The organism is Pseudomonas sp. ADAK7, assembly GCF_012935675.1.
In the GTDB taxonomy this organism is placed as follows: Bacteria; Pseudomonadota; Gammaproteobacteria; order Pseudomonadales; family Pseudomonadaceae; genus Aquipseudomonas.
The window spans coordinates 2,924,919-2,940,683 of the sequence record NZ_CP052861.1; the positions used below are offsets into that span (position 1 = coordinate 2,924,919).

Consider the following 15,765-nt stretch of genomic DNA (forward strand, 5'->3'; position numbering starts at 1 on the left):
TGACGCGGTGGATCAGTTGCACCGCGGCGTCCCCTTCGCGGGCAAGCCTCGCTCCTACAGGTAATGGGTGTCAGCGGTTATTGGCGAAATCCTGAAGCTGTGGATAAAACAACCGAAAGTCATCACTCAACGGCTCATACAACCCCCGCAATTCCTGCATCGCCCCGGCCAGTTCCTCAGGCTTGGTCAAGCGTCGGGAAATCCCCCGCAGCACCTGTGCCAGCACCTCGAAATCCTCGTAAGAGCCCAACCAGTCATTGGCCACCATGTGCGGCGCAATTTGCGCCAGGCGTTCCGGCAACTGCGGCTCGCGGGACAACACCCGGTAAACGTCAGAAGTGAATTGGGTCAGCGGCTGATCGGAATAGAGCGTCCAGTCCCGCGCCAGGCAGTGATCGAAAAACACGTCGAGGACGATCCCGGCATAACGCCGACGCGTGACGGAAAACCGCGACAACGCGATGTCCACCAACGGATGGCGGTCGGTAAAGACGTCGATGCTGCGATGCAGCTGGATGGCGGCTTCGATTTCCGGGTCGTACTGCCCTTGCAGCCGCCCTTTGACGAAATCGCCATACAGGCTGCCGAGCCATTGTCCGGGGCGCTGGCCACCGAGGTGCAGATGTGCGAGATAATTCATGGGCGCAGCTTAGCACTGCGCATTCATATCGTTACACCCAACGTATCGTTATAACCCGATATACCGATTTACTCGGTCATCAGATCGAAATCATATTGGTATATCGCGATTCAACGATTTAAAGTTCGCCTCATCGCGATATAGCGTTTTACTCATTACGAGCCCACACCATGACCCTTGACCTCGACGAAATAATAAAAGCGCTGGCACACCCAGTACGCCGAGACATTCTCATCTGGCTGAAAGACCCCAAGGTCCAGTTTCCGGAACAGATCCACAACCACGAGTACGGCATTTGCGCCGGGCAGATCGATCAACGCTGCGGCCTGTCGCAGTCGACCGTGTCCGCGCATTTGGCAACGTTGCAACGTGCGGGTCTGATCAGCAGCCAGAAAGCCGGTCAATGGCACTTCTTCAAACGCAACGAGGACGTGATTCAAGCGGCCCTCGACGCCATCGTCAAAGAGCTCAGTGCTCCGACCAGGAATTAATCCATGCCCCTCTCGCTACTCATTCTGGCCCTGAGCGCCTTCGCCATCGGCACCACCGAGTTCGTCATCATGGGCTTGCTGCCCGATGTGGCGGCGGATCTTGGTGTGTCGATACCCGGCGCCGGTTGGCTGGTGACCGGTTACGCCCTGGGCGTGGCCATCGGTGCGCCGTTCATGGCACTGGCCACCGCCCGATTGCCGCGCAAGGCCGCCCTGGTAGCGTTGATGGGGATTTTTATCGTCGGCAACCTGCTCTGCGCCATGGCCAGTGACTACAACGTGCTGATGTTTGCCCGCGTGGTCACCGCCCTGTGCCACGGCGCGTTCTTCGGTATCGGTTCAGTGGTGGCGGCCGGCCTGGTGCCCGCCAACAAACGCGCTTCGGCCGTGGCCCTGATGTTTACCGGCCTGACCCTGGCCAACGTCCTCGGCGTACCGCTGGGCACCGCGCTCGGTCAGGAAGCCGGCTGGCGCTCGACGTTCTGGGCGGTGACTGTGATCGGTGTCATTGCGCTGATCGGTCTGATCCGCTTCCTTCCAGCCAAGCGCGATGAAGAGAAACTCGACATGCGTGCCGAACTGCGGGCCCTCAAAGGCGCCGGGATCTGGCTGTCGCTGACCATGACTGCATTGTTTGCCGCGTCGATGTTCACCCTCTTCACCTACGTCGCCCCGCTGCTCGGCGATGTCACCGGCGTCTCGCCCAAAGGCGTGACCTGGACCCTGCTGCTGATTGGCCTGGGCCTGACGGTCGGCAACATCATCGGCGGCAAACTGGCGGACAAACGCCTGTCCGCCACGCTGATCGGCGTCTTCATCTCGATGGCCGTGGTGTCCACCGTTCTGACCTGGACCAGCGTCGCGCTGATCCCGACTGAAATCACCCTGTTTCTCTGGGCCACCGCTTCGTTTGCCGCCGTCCCTGCGCTGCAAATCAACGTGGTGACCTTCGGCAAGGCTGCACCGAACCTGGTCTCGACCCTGAACATCGGCGCCTTCAACGTCGGCAACGCACTCGGTGCCTGGGTCGGCGGCAGCGTTATCGCCCACGGCTTCGGCCTGACCAGCGTGCCCCTCGCTGCGGCGGCACTGGCAGTGCTCGCCCTGCTGGTGACCCTGATTACTTTCCGTCAGAGCGGCGATCCCGAACTGGCCCCTGCCACTACTAATTGATCTTCAAAAGAGAGCTATTTCAATGACGACTATTTTCGATCCAATCAAACTGGGCGACCTCGAGTTGGCCAACCGCATCATCATGGCGCCACTGACTCGCTGCCGCGCCGACGAAGGCCGTGTGCCGAACGCGCTGATGGCCGAGTACTACGTGCAACGCGCCTCCGCCGGCCTGATCCTCAGCGAGGCCACCTCGGTCACGCCGATGGGCGTCGGCTACCCGGACACCCCGGGCATCTGGTCCAACGACCAAGTGCGTGGCTGGGCCAACGTGACCAAGGCGGTCCACGCTGCCGGCGGCAAGATTGTCCTGCAACTGTGGCACGTCGGCCGGGTTTCCCACCCGTCGTACCTGAACGGTGAAGCACCGGTCGCACCGAGCGCCATCCAGCCTAAAGGTCACGTCAGCCTGGTTCGCCCATTGGCCGACTACCCAACGCCGCGTGCGCTGGAAATCGCTGAAATCGCTGACGTCGTTGACGCTTACCGCGTCGGTGCCGAAAACGCCAAGGCGGCCGGTTTCGACGGCGTGGAAATCCACGGCGCCAACGGTTACCTGCTCGACCAGTTCCTGCAAAGCAGCACCAACCAGCGCACCGACAACTACGGCGGCTCCCTGGAAAACCGTGCACGCCTGTTGCTGGAAGTGACCGACGCCGCGATCGAAGTCTGGGGCGCGGGCCGTGTTGGTGTGCACCTGGCACCCCGCGCCGACTCCCATGACATGGGCGACGACAACTTGTCCGAGACCTTCACTTACGTCGCTCGTGAACTGGGCAAACGTGGCATCGCGTTCATTTGCTCCCGCGAGAAAGAAGCCGGCGACAGCCTCGGTCCACAGTTGAAAGAAGCCTTTGGTGGCCCGTACATCGCCAACGAACGCTTTACCAAGGACAGCGCCAACGAATGGCTGGCAACCGGTAAAGCCGACGCGGTCGCGTTCGGCGTGCCATTCATTGCCAACCCGGATCTGCCGGCGCGGTTGAAGGCGGATGCGCCGCTTAATGAAGCGCGACCTGAGTTGTTCTATGCCAAGGGTCCGGTTGGTTATATCGACTACCCAACGCTGTAAGGATGCTTCCAGGAGCAAACGTTGCTCCTGCGCAAACGCCAAAGCCCCGACTCGAAAGAGCCGGGGCTTTTTGCATAAAGTATTCAAAGATTGCAGGCTTGGGGGGCTTATCCGGGCTTATTTACAGTCATTCACACGCACGAAACAATTTCCCTACAAAATACGTAGCTCGCTACCTATCAACCTGCTACTAGTCCGTATATAAAAGCACACCATGCCTGGAGGTGAAGAAAACAGAGTCTTCTGCCCCTGGCGTGTTGACACGCACGGCCCCAATTACGCATTTTGTTTCATTTGCGCAGGCTAGGGCTCAGGCGCAGCATGTCCAACCCGGTATCGACCCAGCGCTCGGCTTCGGTGTGCAGCTCAAAGCTGTCGGGGGCCAGCAGCCATTGGTACAGGATGCCATCGATGTAGGCATGCAGGCTGATCGCCGCGCGGGCCGTGTCGAGATCTTCCGGCAACTGTCCGCGATTCACCGCATTACTCAAGGCCAGGGCGATTCGCACGTTGCAGTCAAGGCTGACCGCACGGCGCTGCTGGCGCAGATCACACATTTCATCGGTGAATTCGCACTTATGAAACAGAATCTCGTTGATGCGTCGGGTTTTCGGGTCCAGGGCAACTTGCTGAAACAAATGAGTCAGCAGCTTGCGCATGCAGCCCAGCGGATCGAGTTCGTGCTCGCTCTCGCTGGCCTTGGCCATTTCATCCAGCGGCTCATGCAAGGTATCGAGCATGGCCTGCACCAGATCCGCCTTGTTGCTGAAATGCCAGTAGATGGCCCCGCGAGTCACGCCGGCCAGGGTGGCGATGTCCGCCAGTGTCGTGCGCGCCACGCCCCTCTCATAAAAGGCTTTCTCTGCCGCTTCGAGAATCTGGCTACGGGTTTCTTGAGCTTCCTCTTTGGTACGACGGACCATGGCAGTACAACCTCAATCAGGATGCTTCAGCGATGTCTGAACAGCCGCTGAATAAAAGTGGGGCGAACGCTCTTGGGCGTCGTCCCCGGCCTACAATTCAAACCCTTGAACGGCTTTTGTAACGAAGTGGGTACGCAGCCAAGGTATTTACAAACAACCATGAACGTAAGTATATTCCTTAGCAAGCTACTTATCCACTCAGCGCACCTTTTTTACCCTTCCACCTTTCTAGTGCGCATTTTGCGCGCCTGACCCGAGGATTTTCATGCAATTCAAGCCAGCTGTTACCGCCCTGGTCACTGCCGTCGCCCTGGCATCGCTGCTCAGCGGATGTAAAAAGGAAGAGGCACCTCCTGCCGCTCCCGCCCCTCAGGTCGGCGTCGTCACCCTGCAACCCCAAGCCTTTACCCTGACATCCGAACTGCCGGGCCGTACCAGTGCGTACCGCATCGCCGAAGTTCGCCCACAGGTCAACGGCATCATTCTCAAGCGCCTGTTCAAGGAAGGCGGCGACGTCAAGGCTGGCCAGCAGCTCTATCAGATCGATCCGTCGGTCTATGACGCCACTCTGAAAAGCGCCCAGGCCAACCTGCAACAGACCAAGTCGATCTCCGATCGTTACCAGCAACTGGTCAAGGAGCAAGCGGTCAGCCGCCAGGAATACGACACGGCCCTGGCCAATCGCTTGCAGTCGGAAGCGACCCTGCAATCGGCCCAGATCAACGTGCGCTACACCAAGGTCTACGCACCGATCACCGGTCGTATCGGCCGCTCTTCGGTGACTGAAGGCGCGCTGGTCACCAGCGGCCAGACCGACGCGATGGCGGTCATCCAGCAACTGGACCCGATCTACGTCGACGTCACCCAGTCTTCGGTCGAGCTGCTTGAGCTGCGCCGTGAGCTGGAAAGCGGTCGCCTGCAAAAGGCCGGCGATAACTCGGCCGCGGTCAAGCTGACCCTGGAAGACGGCAGCCAGTACAAGCAGGACGGCAAACTGGAGTTCTCCGAAGTCTCGGTTGACCAGACCACCGGTTCCGTCACCTTGCGCGCCGTGTTCCCTAACCCTGATCACACCCTGCTGCCGGGCATGTTCGTTCACGCCCAGTTGCAATCCGGTGTGAACAGCGCGGCGATCCTGGCGCCGCAACAAGGCGTGACCCGCGACCTCAAAGGCACCCCGACTGCACTGGTCGTTGGCCCGGACAACAAGGTCGAGCTGCGTCAGCTCAAGGCCAGCCGTACCGTCGGTAGCCAATGGTTGATCGAAGACGGTCTCAAGGCAGGCGATCGCCTGATCACCGAAGGGCTGCAATTCGTCAAGCCTGGCATCGAAGTCAAGCCCACCGAAGCCACCAACGTTGGCGCAAAGAACCCGGCCCCCGCTCAGACAGCTGACAAGGCTTACAGCGGCAAAGGGGAGTAAACCATGTCGAAATTTTTTATCGACCGTCCGATTTTCGCCTGGGTAATTGCCCTGGTGATCATGCTGGTCGGGGCTCTATCGATCCTCAAACTGCCGATCAACCAATACCCGAGCATTGCGCCTCCGGCCATTGCGATCCAGGTGACCTACCCAGGCGCATCCGCACAAACCGTGCAGGACACCGTGGTGCAGGTCATCGAGCAACAGCTCAACGGTATCGATAACCTGCGTTATGTGTCGTCGGAAAGTAACTCCGACGGCAGCATGACCATTACCGCAACCTTCGAGCAGGGCACCAACTCCGATACCGCGCAGGTCCAGGTCCAGAACAAACTGAACCTGGCCACCCCGCTGCTGCCGCAAGAAGTGCAGCAACAGGGGATCCGCGTGACCAAGGCAGTGAAAAACTTCCTGCTGGTGATCGGTGTGGTGTCGCAAGACGGCAGCATGTCCAAGGACGACTTGTCCAACTACATCGTGTCGAACATGCAGGATCCGATCTCCCGGACCGCCGGTGTCGGTGACTTCCAGGTCTTCGGTGCCCAGTACGCGATGCGGATCTGGATCGACCCGGCCAAGTTGAACAACTACAACCTGACCCCGGCCGATGTCAGTGCCGCGATCTCGGCACAGAACGTTCAAATCTCCTCCGGTCAACTGGGCGGCTTGCCTGCGTTGCCTGGCCAGCAATTGAACGCCACGATCATCGGCAAGACCCGCCTGCAGACCGCCGAGCAGTTCAAGGCGATCCTGCTGAAGGTCAACAAGGATGGTTCGCAAGTGCGTATCGGTGATGTCGCCGATGTCGGCCTGGGGGGTGAAAACTCCAGCATCGCGGCGCAGTTCAACGGCAAGCCGGCTTCCGGTCTGGCGGTGAAACTGGCCAACGGCGCCAACGCCCTCGATACCGCCAAGGCCCTGCGTAAAACCATCGATGACCTCAAGCCCTTCTTCCCGCAAGGGATGGAAGTGGTGTTCCCGTACGACACTACTCCGGTGGTGACCGAGTCGATCAAGGGTGTGGTTGAAACCCTGGTCGAAGCGATCGTGCTGGTGTTCCTGGTGATGTTCCTGTTCCTGCAAAACTTCCGCGCCACCATCATCACCACGATGACCGTGCCCGTGGTATTGCTCGGTACGTTCGGGATCCTCGCCGCGTTCGGTTTCAGCATCAACACCCTGACCATGTTCGGTATGGTGTTGGCCATCGGCTTGCTGGTGGACGATGCCATCGTCGTGGTGGAAAACGTCGAGCGGGTGATGAGCGAGGAAGGCCTGTCGCCCAAGGAGGCCACCAAGAAATCCATGGGGCAGATCCAGGGCGCGCTGGTCGGTATCGCGCTGGTACTGTCGGCGGTACTGCTGCCGATGGCGTTCTTCAGCGGTTCCACCGGTGTGATCTACAAGCAGTTCTCGATCACCATCGTCTCGGCCATGGCCCTGTCGGTATTGGTTGCCCTGATCTTCACCCCGGCGCTGTGCGCCACCATGCTCAAGGCGATTCCGAAAGGCGAGCACGGCACACCTAAACGCGGCTTCTTCGGCTGGTTCAACCGCAACTTCGACCGTGGCCTCAGAAGCTACGAGCGCGGTGTCGGCAACATGCTCAAGCACAAGATCCCGTATCTGCTGGCTTACCTGTTGATCATCGTCGGCATGATCTGGCTGTTCACCCGCATTCCGACTGCGTTCCTGCCGGAAGAAGACCAGGGCGTACTGTTCGCCCAGGTGCAAACCCCGGCCGGTTCCAGTGCCGAGCGCACGCAAGTGGTGATCGACGAGATGCGCTCCTACCTGCTGGATAAAGAATCCAGCGCGGTGGCCTCGGTGTTCACCGTGAACGGCTTCAACTTCGCCGGTCGTGGCCAGAGCTCCGGCCTGGCGTTCATCATGCTCAAGCCGTGGGGCGAGCGTAACGCCGACAACAGCGTGTTTGCCCTGGCAGGCCGTGCCCAGCAGCACTTCTTCAGCTTCCGCGATGCCATGGTGTTTGCCTTCGCACCGCCGGCGGTACTGGAATTGGGTAACGCCACCGGTTTCGACGTGTTCCTGCAAGACCGTGCCGGTATCGGTCACGACAAGCTGATGGCTGCGCGTAACCAGTTCCTCGGCATGGCGGCACAGAGCAAGGTGCTGTACCAGGTGCGTCCGAACGGCCTGAACGACGAGCCGCAATACCAGCTGGAAATCGACGACGAGAAAGCCAGCGCCCTGGGCCTGACCCTTGCCGACATCAACAGCACGCTGTCGATCTCCTTCGGTAGTAGCTACGTGAACGACTTTATCGACCGTGGTCGGGTGAAGAAGGTTTACGTCCAAGGCCAGCCAGGCTCGCGCATGAGCCCGGAAGACTTGAAGAAGTGGTATGTGCGCAACAGCGCGGGCACCATGGTGCCGTTCTCCGCCTTCGCCAAGGGCGAGTGGGTGTACGGTTCGCCGAAACTGGCTCGTTACAACGGCGTGGAAGCGATGGAAATCCTCGGGGCTCCGGCGCCGGGCTACTCCACCGGTGAAGCGATGGCCGAAGTCGAAGCACTTGCCAAGAAACTTCCGGCAGGTGTCGGTATTTCCTGGACCGGCCTGTCGTACGAAGAACGCTTGTCCGGCTCCCAGGCACCAGCGCTTTACGCCCTGTCGCTGCTGATGGTGTTCCTGTGTCTGGCGGCCTTGTATGAAAGCTGGTCGATTCCGATCGCGGTCATGCTCGTGGTGCCGCTGGGGATCATCGGTGCGTTGATGGCCACCAGCCTGCGAGGGCTGTCCAACGACGTGTACTTCCAGGTGGGCCTGTTGACAACCATCGGTCTGGCATCGAAAAACGCCATTCTGATCGTCGAGTTCGCCAAGGACTTGCACGAGCAAGGACGCAGCCTGCGCGACGCGGCCATCGAGGCCTGCCGCATGCGTCTGCGACCGATCATCATGACGTCGCTGGCCTTCGTCCTCGGTGTGGTTCCGCTGGCCATCTCCACCGGCGCCGGTTCGGGCAGTCAGCACGCGATCGGTACCGGGGTAATTGGCGGTATGATCACCGCCACGGTCCTGGCGATCTTCTGGGTCCCACTGTTCTTCGTCACCGTGTCGTCCATCGGCCAGCGCAAAAAAGCTGATCAGGATGACGCTATTGAAAATCCTAAAGAGGCTGGCCAATGAGCAAGTCGCTACTCTCCCTAGCTGTTGCCGCCTTCGTGCTCGGTGGCTGCTCGCTGATTCCTGACTATCAGCAGCCGGCAGCACCGGTGGCAGGTCAATTCCCGCAGGGGCCGGCGTATTCGCCGGCCCAGGCGCCGAGCCAGGCTGCCGCCGAGCAGGGCTGGAAGCAGTTTTTCCATGACCCGGCGCTGCAACAGATGATCCAGGTCGCCCTGGAAAACAACCGCGACCTGCGTGTCGCGGCGCTGAACATCGACGCCTTCGCGGCGCAGTACCGCATCCAGCGTGCCGATCTGTACCCGGCCATTTCGGCCAATGGCACCGGTAGCCGCCAGCGTGTTCCGGCTCGGGCCTCGCAGACCGGCGAATCGGCCATCTCCAGCTCCTACTCGGCCACGGTCGGCATCAGCGCTTATGAACTCGACCTGTTCGGTCGAGTGCGCAGCCTGAGCGAAGAAGCCCTGCAAAAGTACTTCGCCACCGAAGAAGCACGGCGCAGCACGCAGATCAGCCTGGTGGCCAGCGTGGCCAACGCCTACCTGACCTGGCAGGCCGACAAGGAACTGCTGAAACTGACCCAGGACACCCTCGGCGCCTTCGAGGAGAGCTACAAGCTCACCTCGCGCAGCAACGAAGTCGGTGTCGCCTCGGCCCTGGACCTGGCCCAGTCGCGCACCTCGGTGGAAAACGCCCGGGCGCAACTGGCCAAGTACACCCGTCAAGTTGCCCAGGACGAAAACAGTCTGGTGCTGCTGCTCGGCACCGGTGTCCCGGCCAACCTGCAAGCCGCCAAGCCACTGTCTGACGACCTGCTGAGCGATGTACCGCCGGGCCTGCCGTCGGACTTGCTGCAACGTCGCCCGGACATCCTTCAGGCCGAATACAACCTGAAGGCCGCCAACGCCAACATCGGCGCGGCACGAGCGGCGTTCTTCCCAAGCATCAGCCTGACCGCCAATGCCGGCACCCTGAGCCCGGACCTGTCCGGTCTGTTCAAGGGTGGTTCGGGGACCTGGCTGTTCTCGCCGCAGATCAACCTGCCGATCTTCAACGCCGGCAGCCTGCGCGCCAGCCTGGATTACTCGAAAATCCAGAAAGACATCGGCGTGGCGAACTACGAGAAGTCCATTCAAACGGCCTTCCAGGAAGTCGCCGACGGCCTGGCCGCCCGCCAGACCTACACCGAGCAGTTGCAAGCCCAGCGCGATTTCGTCGCCGCCAACCAGGACTACTACCGTCTGGCCGAGCGTCGCTACCGCATTGGTGTCGACAGCAACCTGACCTTCCTCGACGCCCAACGCCAGCTGTTCAGCGCCCAACAGACGCTGATCACCGACCGTTTGGCGCAGTTGAACAGCGCCGTCAATCTGTACAAGGCGCTGGGCGGTGGCTGGAATGAACAGACGGCGAAGAACGAACCGTTGAAAGAAGAAGCGCCGAAGTTGAAGTTGTTCTGATAGCGCCTTGAAACACAAGAAGCCCACCGATTGGTGGGCTTTTTGTTGGCTTCTGGAAAGCAAAATCAAAAGATCGCAGCCTTCGGCAGCGCCCACAGGCTCGTAGGAGCTGCCGAAGGCTGCGATCTTTTGATCTTCGTCTTTTGATTTTGTCTTCTGATCTTTGCCGTTCGATAATCGCCCAAAACCCGCTTTCCACGATTGAATCCCTCCGCTAATCCCCCGCACCATTCGCTCCACAAAACCAATAACAACAGGTTCTACACCATGCCCCCACGCCCTGCTCTGTCCGGCTGATTTTTCTCCCGATTCAACCCCGATTTCGAATCTTGTGTCTGCACCCCCAGGTTGCGGCAGCGCCCCGTTTCACCCCTAACAATTAGAGAGACCCGAGCCCATGAAGCCTTCCACCGCGCAGTACCTGTTTCCCAGCCTCATCGCCGCCGCACTGGCGGGCAGCGCCCTACCCGCCGCAGCCGAAGAGTCGGGGTTTGCCGAGGGGGCCAAGGTCAACCTGAACCTGCGCAATTTCTACATCAACCGCAACTTCACCAACCCGACCAAGGCCCAGGGCAAGGCTGAGGAGTGGACGCAAAGCTTCATCCTCGACGCCAAGTCCGGGTTTACCCAAGGCACGGTCGGGTTCGGCATGGACGTGCTGGGGTTGTACTCGGTGAAGCTCGACGGCGGTAAAGGTACGGGCGGGACGCAGTTGCTACCGCTGGACCACGACGGGCGTCCGGCGGACAACTTTGGCCGCACTAACGTGGCGTTCAAGGCCAGGCTGTCCCAGACCGAAGTGAAGGTCGGCGAATGGATGCCGGTGCTGCCGATCCTGCGTTCGGATGACGGCCGCTCCTTGCCGCAAACCTTCCGTGGCGGACAGATCACCTCGAAGGAAATCGACGGCCTGACGCTCTACGGCGGCCAGTTCCGCGCCAACAGCCCGCGGGACGACAGCAGCATGAGCGACCTGTCGATGGTCGGCAAAGCGGCGTTCACCTCGGACCGTTTCAACTTCCAGGGCGGCGAATACACCTTCAACGACAAGCGCACGCAGATCGGCCTGTGGAACGCCGAACTCAAGGACATCTACAGCCAGCAGTTCGTCAATCTGATCCACTCCCAGCCCATCGGCGACTGGACTCTGGGCGCCAACCTCGGCTTCTTCTACGGTAAGGACGACGGCAGCGCCCGGGCCGGCGAGCTGGACAACAAGACCTGGTCAGGGATGTTCTCGGCCAAGTACGGCGGCAACACCTTCTACGTCGGCCTGCAAAAACTCACCGGCGACAGCGCCTGGATGCGCGTCAACGGCACCAGTGGCGGCACGTTGGCCAACGACAGTTACAACAACAGCTACGACAACGCCCAGGAACGCTCCTGGCAGTTGCGCCACGACTACAACTTCGTCGCCCTCGGCATCCCCGGCCTGACCCTGATGAACCGCTACATCAGCGGCGACAACGTGCACACCGGCACCATCACCAACGGTAAGGAATGGGGCCGCGAGAGCGAGCTCGGCTACACCGTGCAAAGCGGTACGCTCAAGGATTTGAACGTCAAATGGCGCAACTCGACCATGCGCCGAGACTTCAACAACAACGAGTTTGATGAGAACCGCTTGATCGTCAGCTACCCGATCAGTTTGTTGTAAGGCTCGATGACGCCTTCGCGGGCAAGCCTCGCTCCTACACCGTTCGCGTAGGAGCGAGGCTTGCCCGCGAAAAACGATAATGCGGTCTCCCTGCCACCCGTCAGCCCAAGTGGCACTTCGCCGCCCTTCGATTACAGTGAAAAAACCTGACAGGACTCAGGCACTTTTCCACCCTCCCGCTTCCGTTATCTGTTGATGTTGGTCCCCAGGACTTGAGCCAGGCTGTCATCGGAAGACACCGCTGATCACCGGAGGACCACCTCATGATCACCCGTCTCACCCCCGTACCCGGCAATACTGCTTGGGACGCCAAGGCCTACCAGCAGTTTTCCCGCCTCAGGCAACGACCGGTCAACGAATTGCTCGACCGGGTCGACCTCGAACACCCCAGACACATCTATGATCTGGGCTGCGGCACAGGCATCGCCACTCAACTTCTTGCCAAGCGCTGGCCCCGGGCCCGATTGATGGGCGTGGACAGCTCGGAACAAATGCTCGCCGAAGCCCGCGGCCTGCCCATCAGGGCCTTGTGGAAACACTGCGATGTGCTGGACTGGCAGCCCGAGCAACCGGCCGACCTGCTGTTCGCCGCTGCTGTATTGCATTTCATTGATGGCCACGAGCAGTTGCTGCCGCGCCTTCTGCAACAACTCAACCCCGGCGGTTGCCTCGCGGCGCACATGCCTGACTGGCGCGATGCGTTGTGGTATCGCCTGATGCTCGACACCCTTAAGGATGCAGGTCCTGGCGGCACACCGCTGGGAACGCCAGCCTTGCACCAAAGGATGGCCGCCCGACCGCTGTTATCGCTGGAAGAGTATTACCGGCTGCTCGCGCCAATCACCCGAACGCTGGATATCTGGGAAACCGAGCAGCTGCAGGTGGTGGACGGCAAGTCGCCGATCTATGACTGGGTCAAGGTCTCGGCGTTGCGCCCGGTGATGCAGGGATTGAAACCTGAGGAACAGGCGCGATTCATTTATCACTACCTGATGCGCGTGCATAGGCATTACCCGCCGGAAACAGATGGGCGCACGTTGTTTCCGTTCAAGCGGATATTCATTGTGGCGACGGTGTAAAAAATCAAAGGATCGCAGCCTTCGGCAGCGCCTACGCGCGTGCTGCCGAAGGTTGCGATCTTTTTTGAGACTTTCACGCTAGCCCCGCGACTCAACCCCCAACTCATCCCACACCGACTCCGCCAGATGGAACGTCGCATTCGCCGCTGGAATCCCGCAATAGATCGCGCTCTGCATGATCACTTCCTTGATCTCGCCACGGGTCACGCCGTTATTGGCGGCGGCGTGCAGGTGCAACTTGAGTTCTTCGTTGCGGTTCATGCCGATCAGCATGGCGATGGTGATCAGGCTGCGGGTGTGACGCGGCAGGCCCGGGCGGGTCCAGATGTCGCCCCAGGCGTGGCGGGTGATCATTTCCTGGAACTCCGAGTTGAACTCGGTCAGCGCGTTCAGGCTGCGGTCGACATGGGCGTCGCCGAGGACTGCGCGGCGAACTTCCAGGCCCGCGTCGTAACGTTGTTTCTCGTCCACAGCAATTCCCCTCAAGGCTTCGACAAAAACGCCAGCACCCGCTCGCTGAACGCGGCGCCGGCCTGAACGTTGGACAGGTGCGCGGCATAGAACTCGGCGTACTCGGCGCCCGGCACGTGTTGCTGGATAAAGTGCCCGCCGGATGGCGGCGTGACGGCGTCTTCGGTGCCGGCGATCACCAGCAGCGGCACCTTGATCGAGGACAATTGCTCACGGAAATCGGCATCACGCACGGCCGCGCAATTGGCCGCGTAACCTTCAGGCGATGAGGCGGCGAGCATGTCGGTGATCTTCTTCGCCGCCGCTGGATGGGCTTCGGCAAAGTCCGCAGTAAACCAGCGTGCAATCGACGCATCACGCAAGGCGACCATGGCCGCCGGACCGTCCCGCAGCACGGTTTCGATTCGCGGGTTCCACACCGACGGATCGCCGATCTTCGCCGCGGTGTTGCACACGATCAGTTTGTGCAGCCGCTCGCCAGCATTGATCCCCAGCCATTGGCCGATCAAGCCGCCCATGGACAGGCCACAGAAATGCGCGCGCTCGATGTGCAAGGCATCCAGCAACGCCAGTACGTCGCGGCCCAATTGTTCAATGCTGTATGGCCCCGGTGTGACCAGCGACTGGCCATGACCACGGGTATCAAAACGCAGCACCCGGAAATGCTCGCTGAACGCCGCCATCTGCGCGTCCCACATGTGCAGGTCGGTGCCCAACGAGTTGGACAGCACCAGCACCGGCGCATCGTCCGGGCCATCGAGTTGCGGCCCTTGAATTTGATAGTGTAGTTCGCCCTCGGCGAGTTGTACGAATGCCACGGCAGCCTCCTTCAGGCAGTCAACGCAATATGATCAGCCACCGCGCGCTCGACCCAGGTATGGGCCTGGCCGAGGTAGTGGGCAGGGTCCAGCAGTTGATCCAGTTCAGCGTCCGACAGCTGCGCCGTCACTTGCGACTCATCGCCGAGGACGGCGCGCAGATGCCGTTGCTCGGCCACCGCGCGTTTGCAGCACTGTTCCAGCAGATGATGCGCAGTCTCGCGACCGACCCGTTGCGCGAGGACGATGCTCACCGCTTCCGCCAGCACCAGACCTTGAGTCAAGTCGAGGTTGCGCGCCATGCGCTCGGCGTCCACTTCCAGGCCATCCGCCACCAACAGTGCTTGCCGCAGGCTGCCGGACACCAGGCAGCAAACCTCCGGCAGGGTTTCCCACTCGGCATGCCACAGGCCCAGGCTGCGTTCGTGCTCTTGCGGCATGGCGCTGAACAGGGTCGAGAGCAAACCCGGCACCCGCGTCGCCGCGCCGATCAATACTGCCGCGCCGACGGGGTTGCGCTTGTGCGGCATGGTCGAAGAACCGCCCTTCCCTGGCGCCGACGGTTCGAACACTTCGCCAGCCTCGGTCTGCATCAACAGGCTGATGTCGCGGCCGAGTTTGCCGAGGCTGCCGGCGATCAGTCCGAGTACCGCGCCGAACTCCACGAGGCGATCACGCTGGGTGTGCCAGGGTTGCTCCGGCAAGCTCAATTGCAGCTCTTCGGCCAAGGCTGTGGCAATCGGCATCGCCTGTTCGCCAAGGGCCGCGAGAGTCCCGGAGGCGCCGCCGAATTGCAGCACCAGCAATCGCGGTTTTAATTCGCACAGCCGCTGACGACTGCGGGTCACCGCCCCCAGCCAACCGGCGATCTTCATGCCGAGGGTGACCGGCGTCGCGTGTTGCAACCAAGTGCGCCCGGCCAGCGGAGTGGCGACGTAACGTCGGGCCTGGGTCGCGAGGATTTCCCCGAGTTGCGCCAGATCGCTTTCGATCAACGCCAGGGCCTGGCGCAATTGCAGCACCAGTCCTGAATCCATCACGTCCTGACTGGTCGCGCCCAAGTGTACGTAACGCTCGGCCTCGGCATCGTTCGCAGCGATCTGCTTGCCCAAGGCCTTAACCAACGGAATCGCCGAGTTCCCCGCCGTGGCAATCGCTTCACCGAGGGCGGCGAAATCGTAATGCCCGGCCTGACAGGCCGCTTCGATAGGCGCGACAGCAGTCTGCGGGATCAACCCGACCCGCGCTTCGGCCCGGGCCAGCGCTGCTTCGAAATCGAGCATGGCCTGGACCCGGCCCTGATCGCAGAACACCTCACGCATATCGCGGGCAGTGAAATAGGCATCGAACAATTGATTGTTCGGTCGCTGGTTCATAAAAAGTCCCTGCAAGCGTGGGCCGAACGGGC

At 60.9% G+C, this 15,765-nt stretch carries 13 protein-coding genes; 8 read left to right on the plus strand and 5 right to left on the minus strand.

Annotated features, from left to right (window positions below):
• Positions 1 to 70: 70 nt before the first annotated feature.
• Positions 71 to 640, minus strand: a complete 570-nt coding sequence (locus HKK53_RS13645) for an acyl carrier protein phosphodiesterase (protein ID WP_169371255.1) — start codon at positions 638 to 640, stop codon at positions 71 to 73.
• A 170-nt stretch (positions 641 to 810) separates the two neighbouring features.
• On the opposite strand from HKK53_RS13645, the gene HKK53_RS13650 reads away from it, so the two are divergent.
• Genes HKK53_RS13650 through HKK53_RS13660 form a run of 3 tightly spaced genes read left to right on the plus strand, consistent with a single transcriptional unit; the run spans position 811 to position 3,376 of the window.
• Positions 811 to 1,131: an ArsR/SmtB family transcription factor gene (locus tag HKK53_RS13650; protein ID WP_054046859.1), complete on the plus strand. Its 321-nt coding sequence runs from the start codon at positions 811 to 813 to the stop codon at positions 1,129 to 1,131.
• 3 nt (positions 1,132 to 1,134) lie between these two features.
• Positions 1,135 to 2,304, plus strand: a complete 1,170-nt coding sequence (locus tag HKK53_RS13655) for an MFS transporter (protein ID WP_169371256.1) — start codon at positions 1,135 to 1,137, stop codon at positions 2,302 to 2,304.
• A gap of 22 nt (positions 2,305 to 2,326) precedes the next feature.
• Complete coding sequence (locus HKK53_RS13660; RefSeq protein WP_169371257.1) at positions 2,327 to 3,376, plus strand: alkene reductase; 1,050 nt, start codon at positions 2,327 to 2,329, stop codon at positions 3,374 to 3,376.
• 290 nt (positions 3,377 to 3,666) lie between these two features.
• Here the strand turns inward: HKK53_RS13660 and emhR are convergent, their stop codons facing one another.
• Positions 3,667 to 4,299, minus strand: coding sequence for an efflux system transcriptional repressor EmhR (gene emhR, locus HKK53_RS13665; RefSeq protein WP_169371258.1), 633 nt, complete (start codon positions 4,297 to 4,299; stop codon positions 3,667 to 3,669).
• Positions 4,300 to 4,564: 265 nt separating this feature from the next.
• Here emhR and emhA point away from each other — a divergent pair, with 265 nt between their 5' ends.
• The 5 genes from emhA to HKK53_RS13690 all read left to right on the plus strand — a co-directional run bounded on the left by emhA (position 4,565) and on the right by HKK53_RS13690 (position 13,068).
• Complete coding sequence (emhA, locus tag HKK53_RS13670) at positions 4,565 to 5,722, plus strand: efflux RND transporter periplasmic adaptor subunit EmhA (RefSeq protein WP_169371259.1); 1,158 nt, start codon at positions 4,565 to 4,567, stop codon at positions 5,720 to 5,722.
• A 3-nt stretch (positions 5,723 to 5,725) separates the two neighbouring features.
• A complete protein-coding gene (gene emhB / locus HKK53_RS13675; protein WP_169371260.1) occupies positions 5,726 to 8,875 on the plus strand; it encodes an efflux RND transporter permease subunit EmhB in 3,150 nt (1,049 codons plus the stop codon).
• The gene (emhC, locus tag HKK53_RS13680; protein ID WP_169371261.1) at positions 8,872 to 10,332 is read left to right on the plus strand and encodes an efflux RND transporter outer membrane subunit EmhC; all 1,461 of its coding nucleotides are present in this window, start codon (positions 8,872 to 8,874) and stop codon (positions 10,330 to 10,332) included. Before emhB ends, emhC begins: the two co-directional genes overlap by 4 nt.
• Before the next feature lie 397 nt (positions 10,333 to 10,729).
• Positions 10,730 to 11,989, plus strand: a complete 1,260-nt coding sequence (locus HKK53_RS13685; protein WP_169371262.1) for an OprD family porin — start codon at positions 10,730 to 10,732, stop codon at positions 11,987 to 11,989.
• A gap of 263 nt (positions 11,990 to 12,252) precedes the next feature.
• Positions 12,253 to 13,068 (plus strand): methyltransferase domain-containing protein, encoded by an 816-nt coding sequence (locus HKK53_RS13690; RefSeq protein ID WP_169371263.1) that lies wholly within the window; start codon positions 12,253 to 12,255, stop codon positions 13,066 to 13,068.
• 78 nt (positions 13,069 to 13,146) lie between these two features.
• On the opposite strand, the gene pcaC is transcribed toward HKK53_RS13690, so the two are convergent.
• The 3 genes from pcaC to HKK53_RS13705 are packed head-to-tail and all read right to left on the minus strand — an operon-like array spanning position 13,147 to position 15,733.
• Positions 13,147 to 13,539, minus strand: a complete 393-nt coding sequence (gene pcaC / locus HKK53_RS13695; protein WP_169371264.1) for a 4-carboxymuconolactone decarboxylase — start codon at positions 13,537 to 13,539, stop codon at positions 13,147 to 13,149.
• Positions 13,540 to 13,550: 11 nt separating this feature from the next.
• A complete protein-coding gene (gene pcaD / locus HKK53_RS13700; protein WP_169371265.1) occupies positions 13,551 to 14,357 on the minus strand; it encodes a 3-oxoadipate enol-lactonase in 807 nt (268 codons plus the stop codon).
• An 11-nt stretch (positions 14,358 to 14,368) separates the two neighbouring features.
• A complete protein-coding gene (locus HKK53_RS13705; RefSeq protein WP_169371266.1) occupies positions 14,369 to 15,733 on the minus strand; it encodes a 3-carboxy-cis,cis-muconate cycloisomerase in 1,365 nt (454 codons plus the stop codon).
• Positions 15,734 to 15,765: the final 32 nt, after the last annotated feature.